This is a genomic window from Culturomica sp. (genome assembly GCF_003524185.1).
Lineage (GTDB): Bacteria > Bacteroidota > Bacteroidia > Bacteroidales > Marinifilaceae > Culturomica > Culturomica massiliensis.
The window spans coordinates 119,861-138,901 of sequence record NZ_DOED01000014.1 but is presented as its reverse complement, the minus strand read 5'-3'; the positions used below and the strand labels follow the sequence as shown (position 1 = coordinate 138,901).

Here is a 19,041-nt window from a genome sequence, read left to right as displayed (position 1 = left end):
CTTGTGTAGTTTTCCTATTTGTTTACTATATTTACCACTTCAATTAAACCTGAATTAAATTATGGAGGACAAGAAATTTCAGCTGGCAGAAAAACTCAGGACCTATATCAGTCGCTACGGAATCAATGATTTCAGCGAAGAGCATCTACAAAAAGTAGGCTTATCCACAAATGAACTGAAAGAATACTTTACAGATCGTAAAGACATGGTTAATACGATTTTAGCTCATGAAAGAAGGTGTTTCGAAGAAATTTTCAATGAATACAACTTTGAAGGATGGAATGCAATTGACATCTTACTGATTGTAAGTAACGAGATCAACAATCGTTTTTTCAATGTAACCCCCTCGGTAACAATGGCTTTATCAAAAGCCTATCCGGATCTTTACGAAGAACATAAGAATCTCCGTTCGGATTTTATATACGAAAAGATAAAAATCAACATCGAAAAAGGCATGGAACAGGGAATTTATAAACAGGATGCTTCCAGCGAAATGATTGCCCGCATGTTTATTGCCAAATTGAATGATATCCACAATCCGGAAATCTATCCGCCTGAAGGATTTACATTTACGACAATTTTCAACAATCTGATCGACAGCATTATCAAATCGATCACAAATGAGGAAGGAAAAAGATACTACAAGCAACGCAAACAGCTTTACAGTGTTTTAAACTTCCGGTAATTTCCGGTCAATCAGTTTAAAATAAACAACTATGAAATATCAAATAGACGACATAGATAGAAAAATCCTTTCCTATCTGGTAAAAAATGCAAGGGTACCTTTCCTTGAAATAGCGAGAGAATGCGGAATATCCGGAGCTGCCATCCATCAACGTGTAAAAAAAATGGAAGATGCAGGAATTATTGAAGGTTCCCGTTTTATTGTAAAACCCAGAGCCTTAGGGCTTAAGATATGTGCTTTTATCGGTGTTGTTCTTGACAATGCCCATCAATACAAATCTGTGGTTAAAGAGTTAGAAAAAATTCCGGAAATCACGGAATGCCATTTCATTACAGGCCATTATGCCTTTCTTTTGAAGCTTCGGTGTAACAATCATCAGCATCTGATGGATGTTTTGATCAATACCCTTCAGAATATACCGGGGATCGCTAAAACGGAATCTTTTATATCTTTGGATACCATTATCGAAAAACAAGTCGATCTGCTTACAGAAGATCCCAAATAAAAAAAGAGCTTTTTCAAGCTCTTTTTTTTATATAACGATTACTCTGTCGTGTTCCTTGTCACAGTCGACTTTCAACACGCCTCCTTCCGGAACCGTACCTTTAATAATCACCTCTGCCAATTCATCTTCCAGATACTTCTGAATGGCTCGTTTCAAAGGACGCGCCCCATATTGCGGATCATATCCTTTCTCTGTCAGGAATTCCCGGGCTTCCTCCGAAATCTCGACAACATATCCCAAATCGCCGACCCGTTTCATCAGTCCTTTTAATTCGATATCGATAATCTTATGAATATCCTCTTTCGTCAATGCATTGAAGACAATTACATCATCGATACGGTTCAGAAATTCGGGAGCAAATGCATTTTTCAACGCCTTTTGTACTACACCCCGGGCATAATCCTTATCATTCACCCGGTCTTCCCGGCTAAATCCGATGCCTCTGCCGAAATCCTTCAATTGCCGGCTTCCGATATTGGACGTCATGATTATTATGGTATTCTTAAAATCCACCCGCCGTCCAAGGCTATCCGTCAACTGCCCGTCGTCCAGCAACTGCAGCAAAATATTGAAAACATCCGGATGGGCTTTCTCGATCTCATCCAACAGCACCACCGAATAAGGTTTTCTTCTTACCTTTTCCGTCAATTGTCCGCCTTCCTCATATCCGACATATCCGGGAGGTGCTCCGACCAGCCGGGATACGGCAAATTTTTCCATATATTCGCTCATGTCGATACGAATCAAAGCATCGTCTGTATCGAACAGATATTTTGCCAGAACTTTAGCCAACTGGGTTTTTCCGACCCCTGTAGGTCCCAGGAATATAAAAGAACCAATCGGGCGGTTGGGATCTTTCAGACCGGCCCGGTTCCGATGAATCGATTTCACAATCTTTTCAATCGCCTCTTCCTGACCGACAACACTACCCGCCAGCTCGTCCCGCATTTGCAGCAACTTTATACCTTCCGTGCGTGCAATCCGTTTTACAGGCACACCGGTCATCATAGCCACCACTTCGGCAACCTGCTCCTCATCGACAAGAATCGGATTCTCATTCAATTCTTTTTGCCATGACTCGTTTTCCCGCTCCAACAATGAAGTCAGATGACGCTCTTTATCCCGAAAAGCTGCAGCGACCTCGAAGTTCTGTTGTTTTACAGCCTCCTTCTTCTGATACTTTACCTCTTCGATATTCTTTTCCAGGTCCTCAATTACAGCCGGAACGTTGATGTTCGTAATATGCACCCTGGACCCCGCTTCATCCAAAGCATCGATTGCCTTATCAGGCAATGCCCTGTCCGAAATGTAACGCATGGTAAGCTTTATACACGCTTTAATAGCTGCCGGCGTATATTTTACATTATGATGCTCTTCATAACGCGACTTTATATTATTCAGAATCTCTACCGTTTCTTCAAAAGTTGTCGGCTCTACCAATACTTTCTGAAAACGACGTTCCAAAGCACCGTCTTTCTCTATATTCTGACGATATTCGTCCAATGTCGTCGCGCCGATACATTGAATCTCTCCTCTGGCCAGTGCCGGTTTCAGCATATTGGCAGCATCAAGGCTTCCCCCCGATCCTCCGGCTCCGACAATGGTATGAATCTCATCTATAAATAAAATAACGTTTTTATTCTTGGCCAATTCATTCAAAATCGCTTTCAAACGCTCTTCAAACTGTCCCCGGTATTTTGTTCCCGCCACGATAGCAGCAATATCCAAAGCCACAACCCGCTTGTCAAACAACACCCGGGACACCTTACGTTGCGTGATACGAATAGCCAACCCCTCTGCTATGGCCGATTTGCCGACACCGGGTTCACCTATCAATACCGGATTATTTTTTTTGCGGCGGCTCAATATCTGTGCCAAACGCTCGATTTCCCGTTCACGACCGACAATCGGGTCCAATGTACCTTCTTCCGCAGCTTTTGTAATATCGATTCCGAAATTATCCAGTACCGGAGTATCTGATTTAGACATTCCCTGCTGACGGTAAGGATTATACAACGGATCTTCATCCTCCATGTCCTCATCCTCGGAATCCTCCTTATAATCCGATTGCATCCGGGCCCGTTCTTTCAGCAACTGCTCCCTGAACACCTCGTAATCGACCCCCATGGATTTGAATAGTTTGGATACAAATACAGCTTCACTTCGCAGTATAGCCAACATGACATGTTCTGAATCCACCTGCTCATCACCTAATTTCAAAGCTTCCTCCATCACCCGTTTCAAAATACTGTTGGCGGCCAATGTAAAATCCAACTCTGTCAAAGATTCTATTTTTTCTTTTTTCTTTGCCAGTTTTTCTTCTATCCGATCCTTCACCTCATAGAAATCCACCCCCAGAGCCATCAGCACATCTATTGCCCGGCCCCGACTCAACCTCAACAGCCCCAAAAACAAATGTTCGGGATAAATCTTCGAATTACCCAAACGTTTAGCTTCCTCTCCTGCAGAGGTCATTATCTGTTTTAATCTTTTTGTATCGCTTTTACCCATTTTTATTTAATAAGCAACTCTTACTTAAAATCTGAAAAGTCGCATTTGACATCATAAAAATAATACATTCCAATGAAAATCACTATTGAAAAAAAGAAATTATTATTACTTATCGTTAATCATCTCCTTAAATTCATTTTCTCCGATAATCCGGATTCCCAATTTTTCAGCTTTTTTCAATTTACTTCCGGCATTTTCTCCCGCCAGCAAAAAAGTGGTTTTTGAAGATACCGAATCACTGACCTTGCCGCCGGCACTCAATATGATATCTTTAAAATATTCCCGCGGCCGGCTCAATGTCCCTGTTATTACGAAAATCTGTCCTTCAAGGATATTGTTTTCTTCAGCTTGTTCCTCCATCTCTCCGGCAACCCCATATTTCAGCAAACGTTCGATCAGTATCCGATTTTCTATCCGTGCAAAATATTTCAATAAACTATTCGCCATCTGCTCTCCGATATCCTCCACCTCTATCAGTTGTTCATAGTCGGCAGCCATCAATTTCTCCATACTCCGGAAACTTCTGGCCAGATTACGGGAAGCCGTCTCACCGATATAACGAATCCCCAAACCATATAATAAGGCAGGAAATCCGGCGGTTTTCGATTTTTCAATACCGGTGATCAAGTTATCCACTGACTTTTCCTGCATCCGGTATACGTTTAAGGTATTCAATTTCCGTACCATTTTTTCATTACGCAGGAAAAAATTCCGGATATTGACGGCATCCGTATCTGTCATTCCCTCTACCGTTGCTATTTCCGATTCAGAAGCCGTTGCCAATTCATAAATATAATCGTAAGAAGCTGCCAATAATTCCGCTTTATACCTGTCAACCCCGGGTATACAAAAGGCAAAAATGACATCATCCGAAGGAATATCCGCCACCTCTCCGGCTGCTTTCAAACGCTCTAAAGGCTCATTGAAAGGAGTCCGGAAATAATCCAGAATCCGGTTTACGTTCTTCTCTATATCTTTACTCTCTCCCCAAGGCAAGGCCATCAACTCTTCCTTACCGGCCTCGGCTAATGCCTTCAGGCTGGAAAAACGCCCTGCCAGCATCGTTGCCAGACGAGCCGATATGTTTTTCAATCCGATTTCAAAGCCGTAAATCACCTTAGCCAACGGAATACTCGTCATCTCAAAACTTTGAGGATAAATGATTTTCTCCAATCCGATCAATTCGGCCCGCCGTTCCGGTAAAATATATATATCGGCCACATTTTGTATAAAGTGCCGGCTCAACAATAAATCTATCGTCTCTTCCCCCATACCTTCTATATCCATGGCCCGGCGACTGACAAAATGTTCGATTTTACCGGCAATCTGCGGGGGACAATGTTCTTCATTCGGACAATAATGGTTGGCCTCGCCTTCTATCCGCACCAATTCCGTTCCACATTCGGGACAATGTGTAATAAATTGCACCGGTAACGCATCCGGTTTTCTACGGCTCACATCCACTCCTACAATCTTCGGAATGATTTCTCCCCCTTTCTCGACATACACCGTATCATGCTCATGCAAATCCAAATCGGCTATAATATCCGCATTGTGTAAAGAAGCCCGTTTCACCACCGTTCCGGCCAGATGCACCGGTTCCAGATTAGCAACAGGGGTTATACTCCCCGTTCTGCCTACCTGGTAGCTGACCGAAATCAACGGAGTAGCTTCCCGTTCTGCCTTAAACTTGTAAGCGATCGCCCAGCGGGGAGATTTTGCCGTATAGCCTAATAAATGTTGTTTTTCAAGATCATTGACTTTTACGACGATACCATCGATAGGTACCGGCAAATCCACCCTCTTTTTATCCCATTCTTTCACAAAATCCCATACTTCTCCGATGGTATTACAAAGCCGGAGATAAGGCGGTATATAAAATCCCCACTCCTTTGCCTTCATCAGGCTACCGTAATGCGTATCTGCCGGCGTATTCTCTCCGGGCAAATAATAAAGAAAACAATCCAAATGCCGTTTGGCCACCAAAGCCGAATTTTGTAATTTCAACGTACCGGCAGCAGCATTCCGGGGATTGGCAAACAGCGCTTCCCCTGCTTCCGCTTTCTCCTGATTTAAACGGTTGAAAACAGCAAAAGGCATTAAAATTTCACCCCGTATCTCAAATTCGGCAGGATAATCTCCCTGAAGTTTTAAAGGGACCATACGAATGGTCCGGACATTAGCCGTCACATCATCGCCTCTCACCCCGTCCCCACGGGTAACGGCCTGTGTCAATTCCCCACCGGTATAAGTCAGACTGATCGAAGTTCCATCGTATTTCAACTCGCATACATATTGTACTTCACCTGCCGTTTTACGTACCCGGGTATCAAAGTCCCGGATTTCTTCCTCGCTGTATGTATTACTGAGCGAAAGCATCGGATATTTATGCTCCACCTGGGTAAATTCCCGGTTTATATCCTGACCGACCCGCTGTGTCGGAGAATTCGGATCATACCATTCCGGATGAGCTTCTTCCAAAGCTTCCAGCTCATGCATCAAACGATCAAATTCGATATCCGAAATCTCCGGTGCATTATCGATATAGTACTTATTATTATGATATTCCAGTAATTTACGCAACGCCAATAGCCGTTCCTCTGCTTTTTCCATAGTTTCCGTATAAATCTTTACGACAAAGTTACGGAAAAATAATCATTTTCTTTCCTTCTGAAAGAGTTCGAAAAATGCAGGAAAATCCTGAAAAAAAGGTATTTTTCAAACCGGCTTACAGTTATTTTATCAAAATATATTGATGAATTATACAATATTTCAAATCTAAACTATATTTTTAGACACTTAAATAAGACTACAACGTAAACTATGAAGATCAAATTATCCGTCTTTTTTTTACTGTTACTATTTTCCGCAAAAGCTCAGTTTGTCGATTTAGGGCAAGATCCGGCAGGTTTACGCTGGAAACAAATTAAAACAGAAGATTTTCAGATCATTTACCCGGACTATTTCGAAGAAAATGCCCAAAAAATTGCGAATATATACGCAGCCTTGTACCGCCACTCGAATTCTCTGGCACATAAACCCGTAAAAATATCGATGGTCATTCACGCCAGCGGAGGTATTGCCAATGGTAACGTTGCCTGGGCTCCCCGTAAAACCGATCTGTATACGATGCCTCCCCAGGAACCATCCGATACCTGGCTGGAACACCTCTGTGTACATGAATTCCGTCATGTCGTACAAATCGACAAAGTGAACCAGGGACTGACGAAACTGCTATATTACATTTTCGGAGAAGAAATTACGATTGCCGTTACCGGCTTATATCTTCCCCTGTGGTTCCTCGAAGGCGACGCCGTGACATTCGAAACCGCCGTCGGACATATCGGCAGAGGACGTTCTCCTGAATTTCTCAATGAAATGAAAGCACAAATCGTTGAAAAAGGTATATACACCTATTATAAGGCAACCCTCGGATCGGATAAAGACTTTGTCCCCAATCGCTATAACATGGGCTATTTTATGGTGGGCAATGCCCGGGTAAACTACGGTAACGAAATCTGGACCGACGCCTTGAACCGCATCGGCCGCCGTCCTTTTAGCCTGGCCCCTTTTGCCCGCAGCCTGCGTAAAACCCTGGCGCAAAAACGGGACAGCCTGTGGCGGGATTCCACCTTCCGGTCCCTCTTTATCAATGCAGACAGTGTAAAAAAAGCCAATACTTACCGGGATGCCAAACGCACCCTATACCGGGATAATTTTACGGAATTACAACGCATCTGGCAAAAAGAAGTTATACACGATTCCAGTAAATTCGATACCGTTTCCACACACAACCGAACCTATACCCATTACCTTTACCCCATCCGTTTACAGGATGGACGGCTCATTGCTTACAAAAAAGGGTTGCGGGAAACCGGTGCTTTCGTAAGCATCGGCTCAGACAAAGACAAACTACTGACACGCACGGGAGTCATGGACGACAACCGATATGCCATAAACGACGACCGTATCGTCTGGACGGAATACCGGCCGGATATCCGTTGGGAGCACGGCGGCCGCAACACGCTTGTAAGTTACGATCTGCACAGACACAAATACCGTTATCACAAAAGTCGTCACAACCGGTTTTCTCCTTTCTCTGTCGGTGAAAACTGGGGTGTTGTCGAAGTAAACGACAATAACCGGGCCTCACTGGTCATTCTCGACCCGGAAATGAAAAAAGAATTGCAACGCATCAAGGCATCCAAAGATGAGTTATTTATTCACCCGCATTACGATGGTAAAAAGATAACAACCGTCGTTCAGGGTCGGCAAGGCATACACCTGGAATCGATCGACCTGCACAGCGGTGCAAGAGAAAAAATCACCGCCCCCGTCTGGTATGAACTGGATAACCCGGTTGTACAGGACAGCCTGCTGCTGTTCCGGGCTTCTTTCAATGCCAATAATTCATTTTATGCCAGAAACAGCCGGACAGGTCACATCGACAATGTCCTGAATGCTCCCTACGGAGTGCGTTTCCCTTCTTTATATACCGATTCCCTGTATTTCTCGTTCTATACTTCCGACGGTTATAAACCCGGACGTATAGCCTTAAAGGACTTAAAAAATATCCCTTTAGACAAAGAACATTTCCGTCTGGCCGACTCTCTCGTTAGAAGAGAAAACTGGAAGATGTCCTGGGATAACGATTCCATATATCCGACCCGGAAATACCGGAAACTTACCCATCTATTCAATTTCCACAGTTGGGGCCCTTTGTACATAGACCCCAGCAGACAGGAAATCACAGCCGGTATCGTTGCCTATTCCCAAAACAAATTGAGCACGTTGTCCTTATCTGCCGGATATATTCTGGATTCGGACTACGATCACGGCGCCTGGATGCTTAACGCCAGCTACAAAGGAATATGGCCGGTATTCTCCGTCGACATCCGTAGCGGAAGATACGACTATTACACCTTCAACACAAAGGCCGAAAACCTGCACACCGGAACAAAAGATACCCTCTACCTGAAAAACCGGTCGAATTATACCCAGGGAGAATTTACCGTTCAACTCCCCTTCAACATATCCAGAAAAAATTACAACCGTTATATCACCCCTTACGCCCGTTACAAAATCGAGGCCATACACAACAATAAAGTCCGCGAAACCTACCTATTGACAAAAAAGGGCGATATGGGCTACATTCTGCCGGTAAACCCTTCCGACTTCCGTTTCTCGACCCCTTCCAACTATTACCAGATGTTGGAGTACGGCCTGCTGTTAGGCAGCCAAACCCGTATGACGCCACAGGAAATCAACCCCCGCTGGGGGCAATCGATACAAATAGGCTACGCACATACACCCTGGAAAAAACTGGATCTGGGACATGAATGGTGGGTATCCGGCACATTCTATTTTCCCGGCTTTGCAGTCAACAACTCCATTTCTTTATACGGAGGATACCAGGAACGCCCCGATAACAGAGCCTACGGAAAAAAAATACTCCAACCCCGGGGTATTCATTTTTACGGTTCAGAATTGACAACTCTACGGACAAATTATAAATTACCTCTGCTCTTTCCCGATCAGCACATCACTTCCCTCTTTTATATAAAACGTCTGGATGGAGGACTTTTCTTCGATATGGGACATGAAAAATTCCGCCGGGCGGAAAAAAACTATTACTCTTACGGAGCAGAATTGACAGCAGGATTCCATTTTTTGAGATTACCGTTTCCCCTGACCATGGGAATCCGGACAGGTTACGAAACACAAACCAAATCGATGTTTGCAGAGTTTTTATTCAATATTAGTTTTAGTATCTAAATATTTGTTTATTATTTGTTTTTTAGCTTACTTTGAAAAACTAATAAAAAAATGCCATGGCAAATTACGAAATCATTGCATTTTATAAGGACAGTGAGGAAGAAATCACGGTTCTGGCAAACAAAATAGGGATACTATACAACCTGAATGTCAGATTCGAAAAGCTTCCGGCAACTGCGGCCTCCATTGTTACACTCCTTTCCGAAAAAACAGTATTGTGCATACTTAACCGGGATACGTTGAAATTCGGTAAGTTGTTGAAATATGCCTACGAGATCAACAAACCGATGTTGCTTGTCCGGGCGTCTTATCCCGAGGATTCCTACAATCATTTCAATATTCCGGTAGGTTACCTGCAGGAAAACAAAGAAAAAGTAGTCTGGGCGAACTTTTTCCAAAGATACAATACAAAAGCAACGATCGAGTTGACGATTCCGCAGGAAAAAGACGAAGGTATAGCTCATTTGGTTGATAACAACGTCAGCTTTATCGAAAATATTTTCAAAAATTCCAATGCCCGGTACACCAAATCCTTCTTCAAAGGGAGTTTCGAGCATATTTTAAAAAATACGTTCATACAAACAGACAATTCCATTGTGTTTATCATGCGGCCTTTCCGTCTGTTTCCATTCTATACACCGCTGAATCTGCGCTTATTCAAACGTTATTCGCACACCCCTACGTTATTAATTCCCAGAGATGATGCCTTGTATATCCCTTGTCATTAATAACAGTTTCCTTTAAGATACGATCCACTTCACAATGAATTAAAATTTACATATACCATCTGATATCAATACCATACATTCCGTCTTTTTCAGTTACGGACAATGTCTGAAATTCAATCTTTCCTTAAAAAAATTTTTTTAAAACGATTGCAATTGTTATATTCGTAACCATCTAAATTCCGAAAGATGGTATTAAATGATATTGTGCAACTGTTAAAAGCCTCCGTTATATGCGGAGACCAACATCTCGAATGCGAAATAAAACGGGCATTTGCAGCCGATCTTATGAGTGATGTCCTGCGTCTGAATACGGAAGAAATGCTTTTGATCACCGGACTCGCTAATCTTCAGGTGATCCGGACAGCCGAAATGTCCGACATCAATTTCATTCTCTTCGTCCGGGACAAAAAAGTCAGTCCGGATATGCTGGAACTGGCCCGGGAAAACGGTATCGCCGTTTTACAATGTTCCCAAAGTATGTTTAAAGTCTGTGGCGAACTCTATAAAGCCGGACTGGAACCCGTATATTAAAACAGAATTATGGAATTTAATTTCAACATAGAAGGCGGTAACTTTTCACGTGCCGGTACAGCTTCCAGCGAAATAAAAAAAATACTCAAACAACTGAATGTCGACAGCAATCTGATCAAACGTATCGTCGTCGCATTGTATGAAGCCGAAGTCAATGTCGTTGCCCACGCCTGGGAAGGTTCTGTCAAATTACAAATTACGCCGGAAGCGATCCAACTTACCGTAGCTGACAAGGGACCGGGTATTCCGGATATCGGTTTGGCCATGCAGGAAGGATATTCCACGGCTACCCCCGAAGTCAGGGAAATGGGATTCGGAGCGGGAATGGGATTACCCAATATGCAGAAAAACTGTGACAAGCTGGACATTCAATCCGAAATCAACGTGGGTACGACTGTCCGCATGATCACCTATTTAAAGTAAGAACGAAATAACAAATACCCCGTACAAATAAGGGAAATATAAAATAACGAGTAATGAGCGGAGGGGAATTTTATCATGCATTAAAAATCGTGGACGCCGTCTGTACAGGCTGCACCCATTGTATGCATATATGCCCTACCTCCGCCATACGAATCCGGAACGGAAAGGCGTCCTTAAATGAAGCGGCCTGTACAGATTGCGGAATGTGTCTGAAAACCTGTCCTCAACACGCTATTATTGTCGAACAGGACGATTTCAGCCAAATATTCAAGTTCTCTTACCGGATCATTTTGCTCCCCACTGTGCTGATCGGACAATTCCCGGAAGATATCAGCGAAGAGCAAATCTTTTCCGAACTACATAATATGGGTTTTAACTATGTGATGGAAGTGGACAAAGCCACCGGCATTCTAGCAGAAGAAACCCGGAAATACATGGAGAAAAACGCCCACCTGAAACCTTTTATCTCGAATTCCTGTCCGGCTGTCATCCGGCTGATACAAGTCCGGTTCCCGTCCTTGATCGACCACATTATCCGATTGAAGCAAGTCATGGATACGGCAGCCATATATGTACGGAAAAAATTCATCGACAAAGGGATTCCGGAAGAAGAGATCGGTGTATTCTTCGTAACCCAATGTGCCGCAAAAATTGCCGCCATCAAATGCCCGGTAGGAGAAGAAAAATCTTCCGTCGACGGGGTAATCAACATGGATTTCATATACAATAAAATCCTTTTGGCCATTAACAAAAACAAAGACAAACCCATTACCAAAGTACCCGAACAATACCATCTGACTCCGGAATCTATCAACTGGACGCTGACAGGAGGCGAAGCCGCCCATTATACCGGTCGCTGTCTGGCTATCGATGAAATACACAACGTCATCGAAATTCTGGAAAAGCTGGAAAACGATGAAATTACGGACATCGATTTTCTGGAACTACGGGCCTGTGATCATTCCTGTGCCGGAGGAGCCCTCACTATCAACAACCGTTTTTTAACCATCGAACGCCTGCAAAAAAGGATGACAAACTACATCCGGAACAATTACACATCAGCCAACAAAATGCCCCAATACCGGGAATTTCTGAATGAACAAATCCGGCTGACGGGAGAGATTCGCCCCCGCTCCATCGAGAAACTGGACGAAAACATGCTGATCGCTATGGAAAAGATGGAAAAGATCAACCGGGTCATGAAGGTGCTGCCGCAAATCGATTGCGGCGCCTGCGGAGCCCCTTCCTGTCAGGCGCTGGCTCAAGATGTCGCACAGGGAAAAGCCAAACTGAACCAATGTGTATTCATGCAGAAAATACTGACAAAAGAAGGTTTGATTACGCCGGAAGAATCCATGGAACTCTCCTGCAAAATCTGGGGAGAGGAAAAATTCGACAAATAAATAACCTGAATCATCAATACAAATAAAATACCATCATGAAAGTCGCAGATATCGTCGAAAAATTAGGACTGGAAATATGTTGCGGAACAGCCGGAATAAACCGCGAAATCAAAGGCGGATACACATCCGATCTGTTGAGTGACGTCATGGGAAACGCCCAGGAAGGAAACCTGTGGATCACCTTGCAGACACATAAAAACGTAATGGCCATCGCTTCGCTGAAAGAACTATCGGCCGTTATTCTGGTGAAAGGTTACAAGCCGGAAGAGGATACCGTCACCGAAAGTGAAGCCGAAGGCATCCCGATACTTTCCACAACAAAACAGACCTTTGAAATTACAGGCGAGATATACGAACTGCTGAAACAAAAATAACGGCTTACGCCATCCTTACACGAAACGGAGTTTTCCGAAACGGTTTATGAAAACACGATATGCCGATTTACATATACACACAGTCCTTTCTCCCTGCGGGGATTTGGAAATGAGTCCGGCAAACATATTGCGAACTGCCCGCCAAAAAGGACTGGATATTATCGGCATAACCGATCATAATTCGACACGGGAAGCAAAAATCATCCGCGATGCAGCTGAAAATACGGGATTATTTGTACTCGCCGGAGCCGAAGTGACCACTCGCGAAGAAGTGCATTGTCTTGCATTCTTTGAAGAAGACGGGCAACTGACAGACTTTCAGACATACCTGGATACCTATCTTCCCGATATTCCGAACAATCCGGAAAAATTCGGCTATCAGGTCGTCGCCGATATTCAGGACAATATTATATATGAAGAACCTAAATTATTGATCTCTGCCATCACCCCGGGTTTGGAAGAAATCGAAAAAAAAGTACACAGCCTGCAAGGTATTTTCATTCCCGCTCACATCGACAAAAGTCATTTCAGCATATTGTCACAATTGGGGTTTATTCCTCCCTCTCTACAATGCGATGCGCTGGAATTAAGTCCCCACACAACGTACACATCCTTTATACACAATTACGATTACCTGAAAAACTATCCTTTCATCCGGTCCTCCGATGCACATTATCTGCCGGATATCGGAAAGGTATCGACTCCTTTCGAACTGGACGAAATATCGTTCTCCACTATCCGGGAAGCCATACACAATAGCAGGTTTTAATTTTTGATAAATCAAAAACAGTAAAATCCCCGTTCCGGTAAAAACCCGGAATCAAATTCAACATCTTTTTTCATTTTTAAAAATTCTTTTTCATGCAATCGTTGTAAGTATTCAAATTTAAATTAAATTTGAGGCGTTTTATTACAGATTCATTTCAAAATAAGGCTAAATAAAATAGATCGAAAGAATCACGCGTGAAAGACCTGGCTTCCCATATCATGGATATTGTCCAGAACTCAGTTCGGGCCAATGCACAAAATATAGAAATTACCGTAGAGGAACATTGGTCCGATGATTTATTGACGATCACAGTGAAAGACGATGGAGACGGGATGGACGAAGAAACCCTGCAACGGGTGCGGGATCCTTTTTTTACCAGCCGTACAGTCCGTAAAGTCGGACTCGGCATCCCGCTATTTCAACAAAACGCAGAGCGTACAGGGGGTTCATTAAGTATTACTTCACAGCAAGGGAAAGGGACAATCGTGGAAGCCCGGTTTATGCATTCTCACATAGACCGCCCTCCACTCGGTAACATGGCGGAAACCATCAGTTTACTGATCGCTGCCAACTCTGAAAGAGAATTTTTATATACCCATTGCTCCGATCGCGGTACATTCAGCATCGATACCCGTGAACTGAAAAACATGCTGGAAGGCATTCCGGTCAACCACCCGGAAATCATCATGGGAATACAGGAAATGATAAAAGAAAATGAAAAAGAAATTACAGAATAGTTAACCTGAAACGTCGCCGGGGCGACACAACATTAGAGACTTATGGAAAAAATAAAAACACTCGCCGACCTGAAAAAAATCAGGGACAATGTTCAGGCTAAAATAGACCTGCGCGAAAAAAGCGAACATCCCGAAAACATGATACAGATAAAAGTAGCTATGGCTACCTGCGGTATCGCATCCGGGAGTAAGGAAACAATGAACTATTTCCTTTCTCATCTGGAAGAAAACGGGATTGCAGCCGTGGTGACACAGACGGGTTGTATGGGCTATTGTTTTGCAGAGCCGACAGTAGAAATTACAAAACCCGGAAAAGAACCGATCGTCTTCGGTCATGTCAACTGTGAAAAAGCAGAAGAAATCATCCAGAAATATCTGAAACACGATGAACTGGTAGAAGGAATTATTCCGGTAAATTACGACACTATTGAACATTGAAATCTGAAAACTAAGAATTATGAGTTATAAAATGCATATTCTTGTATGTGGGGGTACCGGATGCCGCGCTTCCTCCAGCAAGAACATCATCAGCAGAATGGAAGATTACCTCAAAGAAAAAAATCTGGAGGATGAAGTACAAGTTATTGCTACCGGTTGTTTCGGTTTCTGCGAAAAAGGGCCGATTGTAAAGATCATGCCCGACAATACGTTTTACACCCAGGTAAAACCGGAAGATGCGGAAGAAATCATCAATGAGCATATCATAAAAGGCCGGAAAGTAGAACGCCTGCTCTACAAAGATCCGGAAAAGAAAGCGGCCGTAAGCGACTCCAAACACATGGGGTTTTATAAAAAGCAATTGCGTATTGCATTGCGTAATTGCGGGTTTATCGATCCGGAAAATATTGAAGAATACATCGGACGGGACGGTTATGCTGCATTGGCAAAATGCCTTTCCGAAATGACGCCGGAGGAAGTCATCAATGAAATTAAACTTTCCGGACTACGCGGACGCGGGGGCGGCGGTTTCCCTACCGGATTGAAATGGGAATTTGCCCGCAAATACCAGTCTGATTGCAAATACGTCGTATGCAATGCCGACGAAGGCGATCCGGGAGCTTTTATGGACCGTTCGATTATGGAAGGCGACCCGCATTCGGTCATCGAAGCGATGGCCATTTGCGGATACAGTATCGGAGCCGACAAAGGTTTGGTATACATCCGGGCCGAATACCCATTGGCCATTGAACGCCTGCGGATAGCCATCCGCCAGGCAGAAGAATTCGGTTTGCTCGGTAAAAATATTATGGGTACCGGCTTCTGTTTCAATATTGAAATCCGGTATGGAGCCGGAGCTTTTGTATGCGGAGAAGAAACCGCCCTGATCCATTCCATGGAAGGAAAACGCGGTGAACCGACAACAAAACCTCCCTTCCCTGCCGAATCGGGTTATTTGAACAAACCGACAAATGTAAACAATGTTGAAACCCTGGCCAATATTCCGGTAATCCTTACCAAAGGAGCCAATTGGTTCAATAAGATCGGTACCGAAAAGTCCAAAGGAACCAAAGTTTTTGCTTTGGCCGGCAAGATCAACAATGTCGGACTTATTGAAGTGCCTATGGGAACAACTTTACGTGAAGTCATTTACGAAATCGGAGGAGGCATCAAAAACGGTAAGAAATTCAAAGCTGTCCAAACCGGAGGCCCTTCCGGCGGATGCCTGACAGAAAAGCACCTGGATACTCCGATCGATTTCGACAATCTGATTGCCGCCGGCTCGATGATGGGCTCCGGAGGTATGATCGTTATGGACGAAGACGACTGTATGGTAGCTGTTGCCAAATTCTATCTGGAATTCATTGTGGAAGAATCCTGCGGAAAATGTTCCCCCTGCCGTATCGGCAATAAACGGTTACTTGAAATCTTAACCCGGATTACGGAAGGCAAAGGCAGCATGGACGACCTGGATATGCTCCGCAACCTCAGTCATGTCATCAAAGACACAGCCCTTTGCGGTCTTGGGCAAACTTCTCCTAACCCGGTACTTTCTACCTTGGAAAATTTCTACGATGAATACATTGCTCACATTCAGGATAAGAAGTGTCCTTCCGGAAAATGTAAAGCACTGCTTTCTTTCCGTATCGATCCGCAACTGTGCGTAGGCTGTACCCTTTGCTCCCGCAATTGTCCGGTTGACGCTATCATCGGAGAACGCAAGGAAGCCCACTTTATTGATACCTCCAAATGTATCAAATGCGGTACCTGCATGGAAAAATGTAAATTTAAGGCAATCAGTGCCGTCTAAGAAAAACTATGTACATTGCTTTGAGAAATAGAAAATTATGGAACCTACTATAACATTACAAATAGATCACCACACCGTCGAAGTTGCCAGAGGCACAACTATCCTTGAAGCGGCACGGGGTGTTGGGATCAATATTCCTTCACTTTGTTACATGAACCTGAAGGACATGTGCATCACCAACCTTCCGGCTTCATGCAGAATTTGTGTCGTAGAAGTTGAAGGTCGTCGTAACCTGGCTCCGGCCTGTGCAACCCGCTGTGAAAACGGTATGCAGGTACACACCAGTACGTTACGGGTATTGAATGCCCGCAAAACGGTATTGGAACTGATCCTTTCAGACCATCCCAACGACTGCCTGATCTGTCCGAAATCCGGAAACTGTGAATTACAGAATCTGGCCATAAAATTGAAGATCAGAGAAATGCCGTTTGCCGGCGAACAGTGTTCTTACAAGGTAGAAAGCTCACCTTCCCTGATCCGGGATATGAACAAATGTATCTATTGCCGGAGATGTGAAATGATGTGTAACGAAGTACAGACTGTCGGTGCACTGGGTGCTGTAAACCGGGGCTTTGCCTCCATCATATCCCCGGCATTCGAGCAACCGCTGAGTGAATCCGAATGTACCTTCTGCGGACAATGCGTTGCCGTATGTCCGGTGGGTGCATTGACGGAAATGGACCACACCAACCGTCTTATCAACGACCTCAATAATCCGAAAAAAACTGTGATCGTACAAACGGCTCCCGCCGTACGCGCTGCACTCGGAGAAGAATTCGGCCTGGCATCCGGCACTTCCGTAACCGGAAAAATGGTTGCCGCACTCCGGCAACTGGGTTTTTCGAAAGTATTCGACACCGATTTTGCTGCCGACCTGACCATTATGGAAGAAGGCTCTGAATTACTGGGACGTCTGACAAAATACCTGGAAGGAGACAAAAGCGTACGCCTTCCGATCCTGACATCCTGTTGTCCGGCATGGGTCAATTTCTTCGAACACCAGTTCCCGGATATGCTCGACATCCCCTCTACTGCCCGTTCACCCCAGCAAATGTTCGGTTCTATTGCCAAAACCTTCTGGGCTGAAAAGATGAATATTCCGCGCGAAAACCTGATCGTGGTTTCCATCATGCCGTGTCTGGCTAAGAAATACGAATGCAAACGCGACGAATTCAAGGTAGACGGCGATCCGGATGTAAACTACTCCATCTCCACCCGCGAATTGGCATCGCTTATCAAACGGGCCAACATCGACTTCAACAGTCTGCCTGACGAAGATTTCGATCATCCGTTGGGAGAATCTACCGGAGCGGGTGTTATCTTCGGAGCTTCCGGCGGCGTGATGGAAGCAGCATTACGTACAGCCTACGAATTGTATACGCAAAAGAAACTGGATAAAGTAGACTTCGAAGCCGTACGCGGACTCGAAAACATCAAAAAAGCAACGATAGAACTGAACGGAGTGAAATTGAATGTCGGTATTGCTCACGGTCTGGGAAATGCAAGACGGTTACTGGAAGAAATCCGCGAAGGTAAATCCGAATACCACGCCATCGAAATTATGGCCTGTCCGGGCGGATGCATCGGTGGCGGCGGACAACCTCTGCACCACGGCAATTCAGAATTGCTTAAAGCCCGTACCCGGGCTCTTTATGAGGAAGACCGTAACAAACCGCTTCGCAAATCACACGAGAATCCCGATATTATCAAATTATATGAGGAATTTCTGGGTAAACCGATGAGTGAAAAAGCACACCATCTGTTACATACCCACTATTTCAACAAAAGTAATTAAAACATCTGTCAGACCGGTATGCAAATGCCGGTCTGCAGACAGTCAAATCCGATAAGTTATGTCAGAAATAAAATTATCCGAAAATAAAGTCAAAGAGTTGGTGCAGATCTGTGAATCATTCGGTAACCAACCCGGCGAACTGATCAACATACTTCACAAAGCACAGGATAAATTCGGTTATCTGCCCCGTGAAGTACAGGAAATCATAGCCCGCCAACTGTCTATTCCGGTTTCCAAAGTATACGGTGTCGTTACCTTCTATTCATTCTTTACAATGACCCCCAAAGGCGAACATCCCATTTCCGTGTGTATGGGAACCGCCTGTTACGTACGAGGAGCAGAAAAAGTACTCGATGAATTCAAACGTGTACTGGGAATCAATGTCGGCGAAACCACTGCCGACGGTAAATACTCACTCACCAGTCTCCGTTGCGTCGGTGCATGCGGTCTGGCCCCGGTTGTACTCATCGGCGAAAAAGTATTCGGCCGTGTCGTTCCCGGAGATGTCGAAAAAATCGTAAAAGAACTCGAGTAACAATTGTAATTCTTATAAAAAA

At 44.2% G+C, this 19,041-nt stretch carries 16 protein-coding genes; 14 read left to right on the top strand and 2 right to left on the bottom strand.

Features of this window, described 5'->3' with window-relative positions; genetic code table 11:
- The first annotated feature begins 61 nt into the window (after positions 1 to 61).
- Together DD657_RS06215 and DD657_RS06210 are read left to right on the top strand one after the other, a co-directional pair.
- Positions 62 to 685, top strand: coding sequence for a hypothetical protein (locus tag DD657_RS06215; RefSeq protein WP_021987267.1), 624 nt, complete (start codon positions 62 to 64; stop codon positions 683 to 685).
- Positions 686 to 716: 31 nt separating this feature from the next.
- A complete protein-coding gene (locus DD657_RS06210; RefSeq protein WP_021987266.1) occupies positions 717 to 1,190 on the top strand; it encodes an Lrp/AsnC family transcriptional regulator in 474 nt (157 codons plus the stop codon).
- Between the two features lie 27 nt (positions 1,191 to 1,217).
- On the opposite strand, the gene DD657_RS06205 is transcribed toward DD657_RS06210, so the two are convergent.
- Both DD657_RS06205 and ligA read right to left on the bottom strand, forming a co-directional pair.
- Complete coding sequence (locus tag DD657_RS06205; protein ID WP_502696218.1) at positions 1,218 to 3,665, bottom strand: ATP-dependent Clp protease ATP-binding subunit; 2,448 nt, start codon at positions 3,663 to 3,665, stop codon at positions 1,218 to 1,220.
- 141 nt (positions 3,666 to 3,806) lie between these two features.
- The gene (ligA, locus tag DD657_RS06200) at positions 3,807 to 6,314 is read right to left on the bottom strand and encodes an NAD-dependent DNA ligase LigA (RefSeq protein ID WP_287049050.1); all 2,508 of its coding nucleotides are present in this window, start codon (positions 6,312 to 6,314) and stop codon (positions 3,807 to 3,809) included.
- A gap of 210 nt (positions 6,315 to 6,524) precedes the next feature.
- On the opposite strand from ligA, the gene DD657_RS06195 reads away from it, so the two are divergent.
- The 12 genes from DD657_RS06195 to nuoE all read left to right on the top strand — a co-directional run bounded on the left by DD657_RS06195 (position 6,525) and on the right by nuoE (position 19,019).
- The gene (locus DD657_RS06195) at positions 6,525 to 9,476 is read left to right on the top strand and encodes a hypothetical protein (RefSeq protein ID WP_287049049.1); all 2,952 of its coding nucleotides are present in this window, start codon (positions 6,525 to 6,527) and stop codon (positions 9,474 to 9,476) included.
- A gap of 56 nt (positions 9,477 to 9,532) precedes the next feature.
- On the top strand, positions 9,533 to 10,204 hold the full coding sequence (locus DD657_RS06190; protein ID WP_287049048.1) for a hypothetical protein: 672 nt from the start codon (positions 9,533 to 9,535) through the stop codon (positions 10,202 to 10,204).
- 186 nt (positions 10,205 to 10,390) lie between these two features.
- Positions 10,391 to 10,735: a DRTGG domain-containing protein gene (locus DD657_RS06185; RefSeq protein ID WP_021987261.1), complete on the top strand. Its 345-nt coding sequence runs from the start codon at positions 10,391 to 10,393 to the stop codon at positions 10,733 to 10,735.
- Positions 10,736 to 10,744: 9 nt separating this feature from the next.
- A complete protein-coding gene (locus DD657_RS06180) occupies positions 10,745 to 11,158 on the top strand; it encodes an ATP-binding protein (RefSeq protein WP_021987260.1) in 414 nt (137 codons plus the stop codon).
- 53 nt (positions 11,159 to 11,211) lie between these two features.
- The gene (locus DD657_RS06175; RefSeq protein WP_287049046.1) at positions 11,212 to 12,561 is read left to right on the top strand and encodes a [Fe-Fe] hydrogenase large subunit C-terminal domain-containing protein; all 1,350 of its coding nucleotides are present in this window, start codon (positions 11,212 to 11,214) and stop codon (positions 12,559 to 12,561) included.
- A gap of 35 nt (positions 12,562 to 12,596) precedes the next feature.
- Positions 12,597 to 12,935: a DRTGG domain-containing protein gene (locus tag DD657_RS06170; RefSeq protein WP_021987258.1), complete on the top strand. Its 339-nt coding sequence runs from the start codon at positions 12,597 to 12,599 to the stop codon at positions 12,933 to 12,935.
- 46 nt (positions 12,936 to 12,981) lie between these two features.
- Positions 12,982 to 13,704 (top strand): PHP domain-containing protein, encoded by a 723-nt coding sequence (locus tag DD657_RS06165; RefSeq protein WP_021987257.1) that lies wholly within the window; start codon positions 12,982 to 12,984, stop codon positions 13,702 to 13,704.
- Between the two features lie 194 nt (positions 13,705 to 13,898).
- Positions 13,899 to 14,441, top strand: coding sequence for an ATP-binding protein (locus tag DD657_RS06160; protein WP_287049044.1), 543 nt, complete (start codon positions 13,899 to 13,901; stop codon positions 14,439 to 14,441).
- Positions 14,442 to 14,483: 42 nt separating this feature from the next.
- Positions 14,484 to 14,879 (top strand): (2Fe-2S) ferredoxin domain-containing protein, encoded by a 396-nt coding sequence (locus DD657_RS06155; protein ID WP_021987255.1) that lies wholly within the window; start codon positions 14,484 to 14,486, stop codon positions 14,877 to 14,879.
- 19 nt (positions 14,880 to 14,898) lie between these two features.
- Positions 14,899 to 16,689 carry an NADH-quinone oxidoreductase subunit NuoF gene (locus tag DD657_RS06150; protein ID WP_021987254.1) on the top strand — a complete coding sequence of 597 codons (1,791 nt, stop codon included), beginning with the start codon at positions 14,899 to 14,901 and terminating at the stop codon, positions 16,687 to 16,689.
- 37 nt (positions 16,690 to 16,726) lie between these two features.
- A complete protein-coding gene (locus DD657_RS06145) occupies positions 16,727 to 18,484 on the top strand; it encodes an NADH-dependent [FeFe] hydrogenase, group A6 (protein ID WP_502696217.1) in 1,758 nt (585 codons plus the stop codon).
- Between the two features lie 58 nt (positions 18,485 to 18,542).
- Complete coding sequence (nuoE, locus tag DD657_RS06140) at positions 18,543 to 19,019, top strand: NADH-quinone oxidoreductase subunit NuoE (protein WP_021987252.1); 477 nt, start codon at positions 18,543 to 18,545, stop codon at positions 19,017 to 19,019.
- The last annotated feature ends 22 nt before the right edge of the window (positions 19,020 to 19,041 follow it).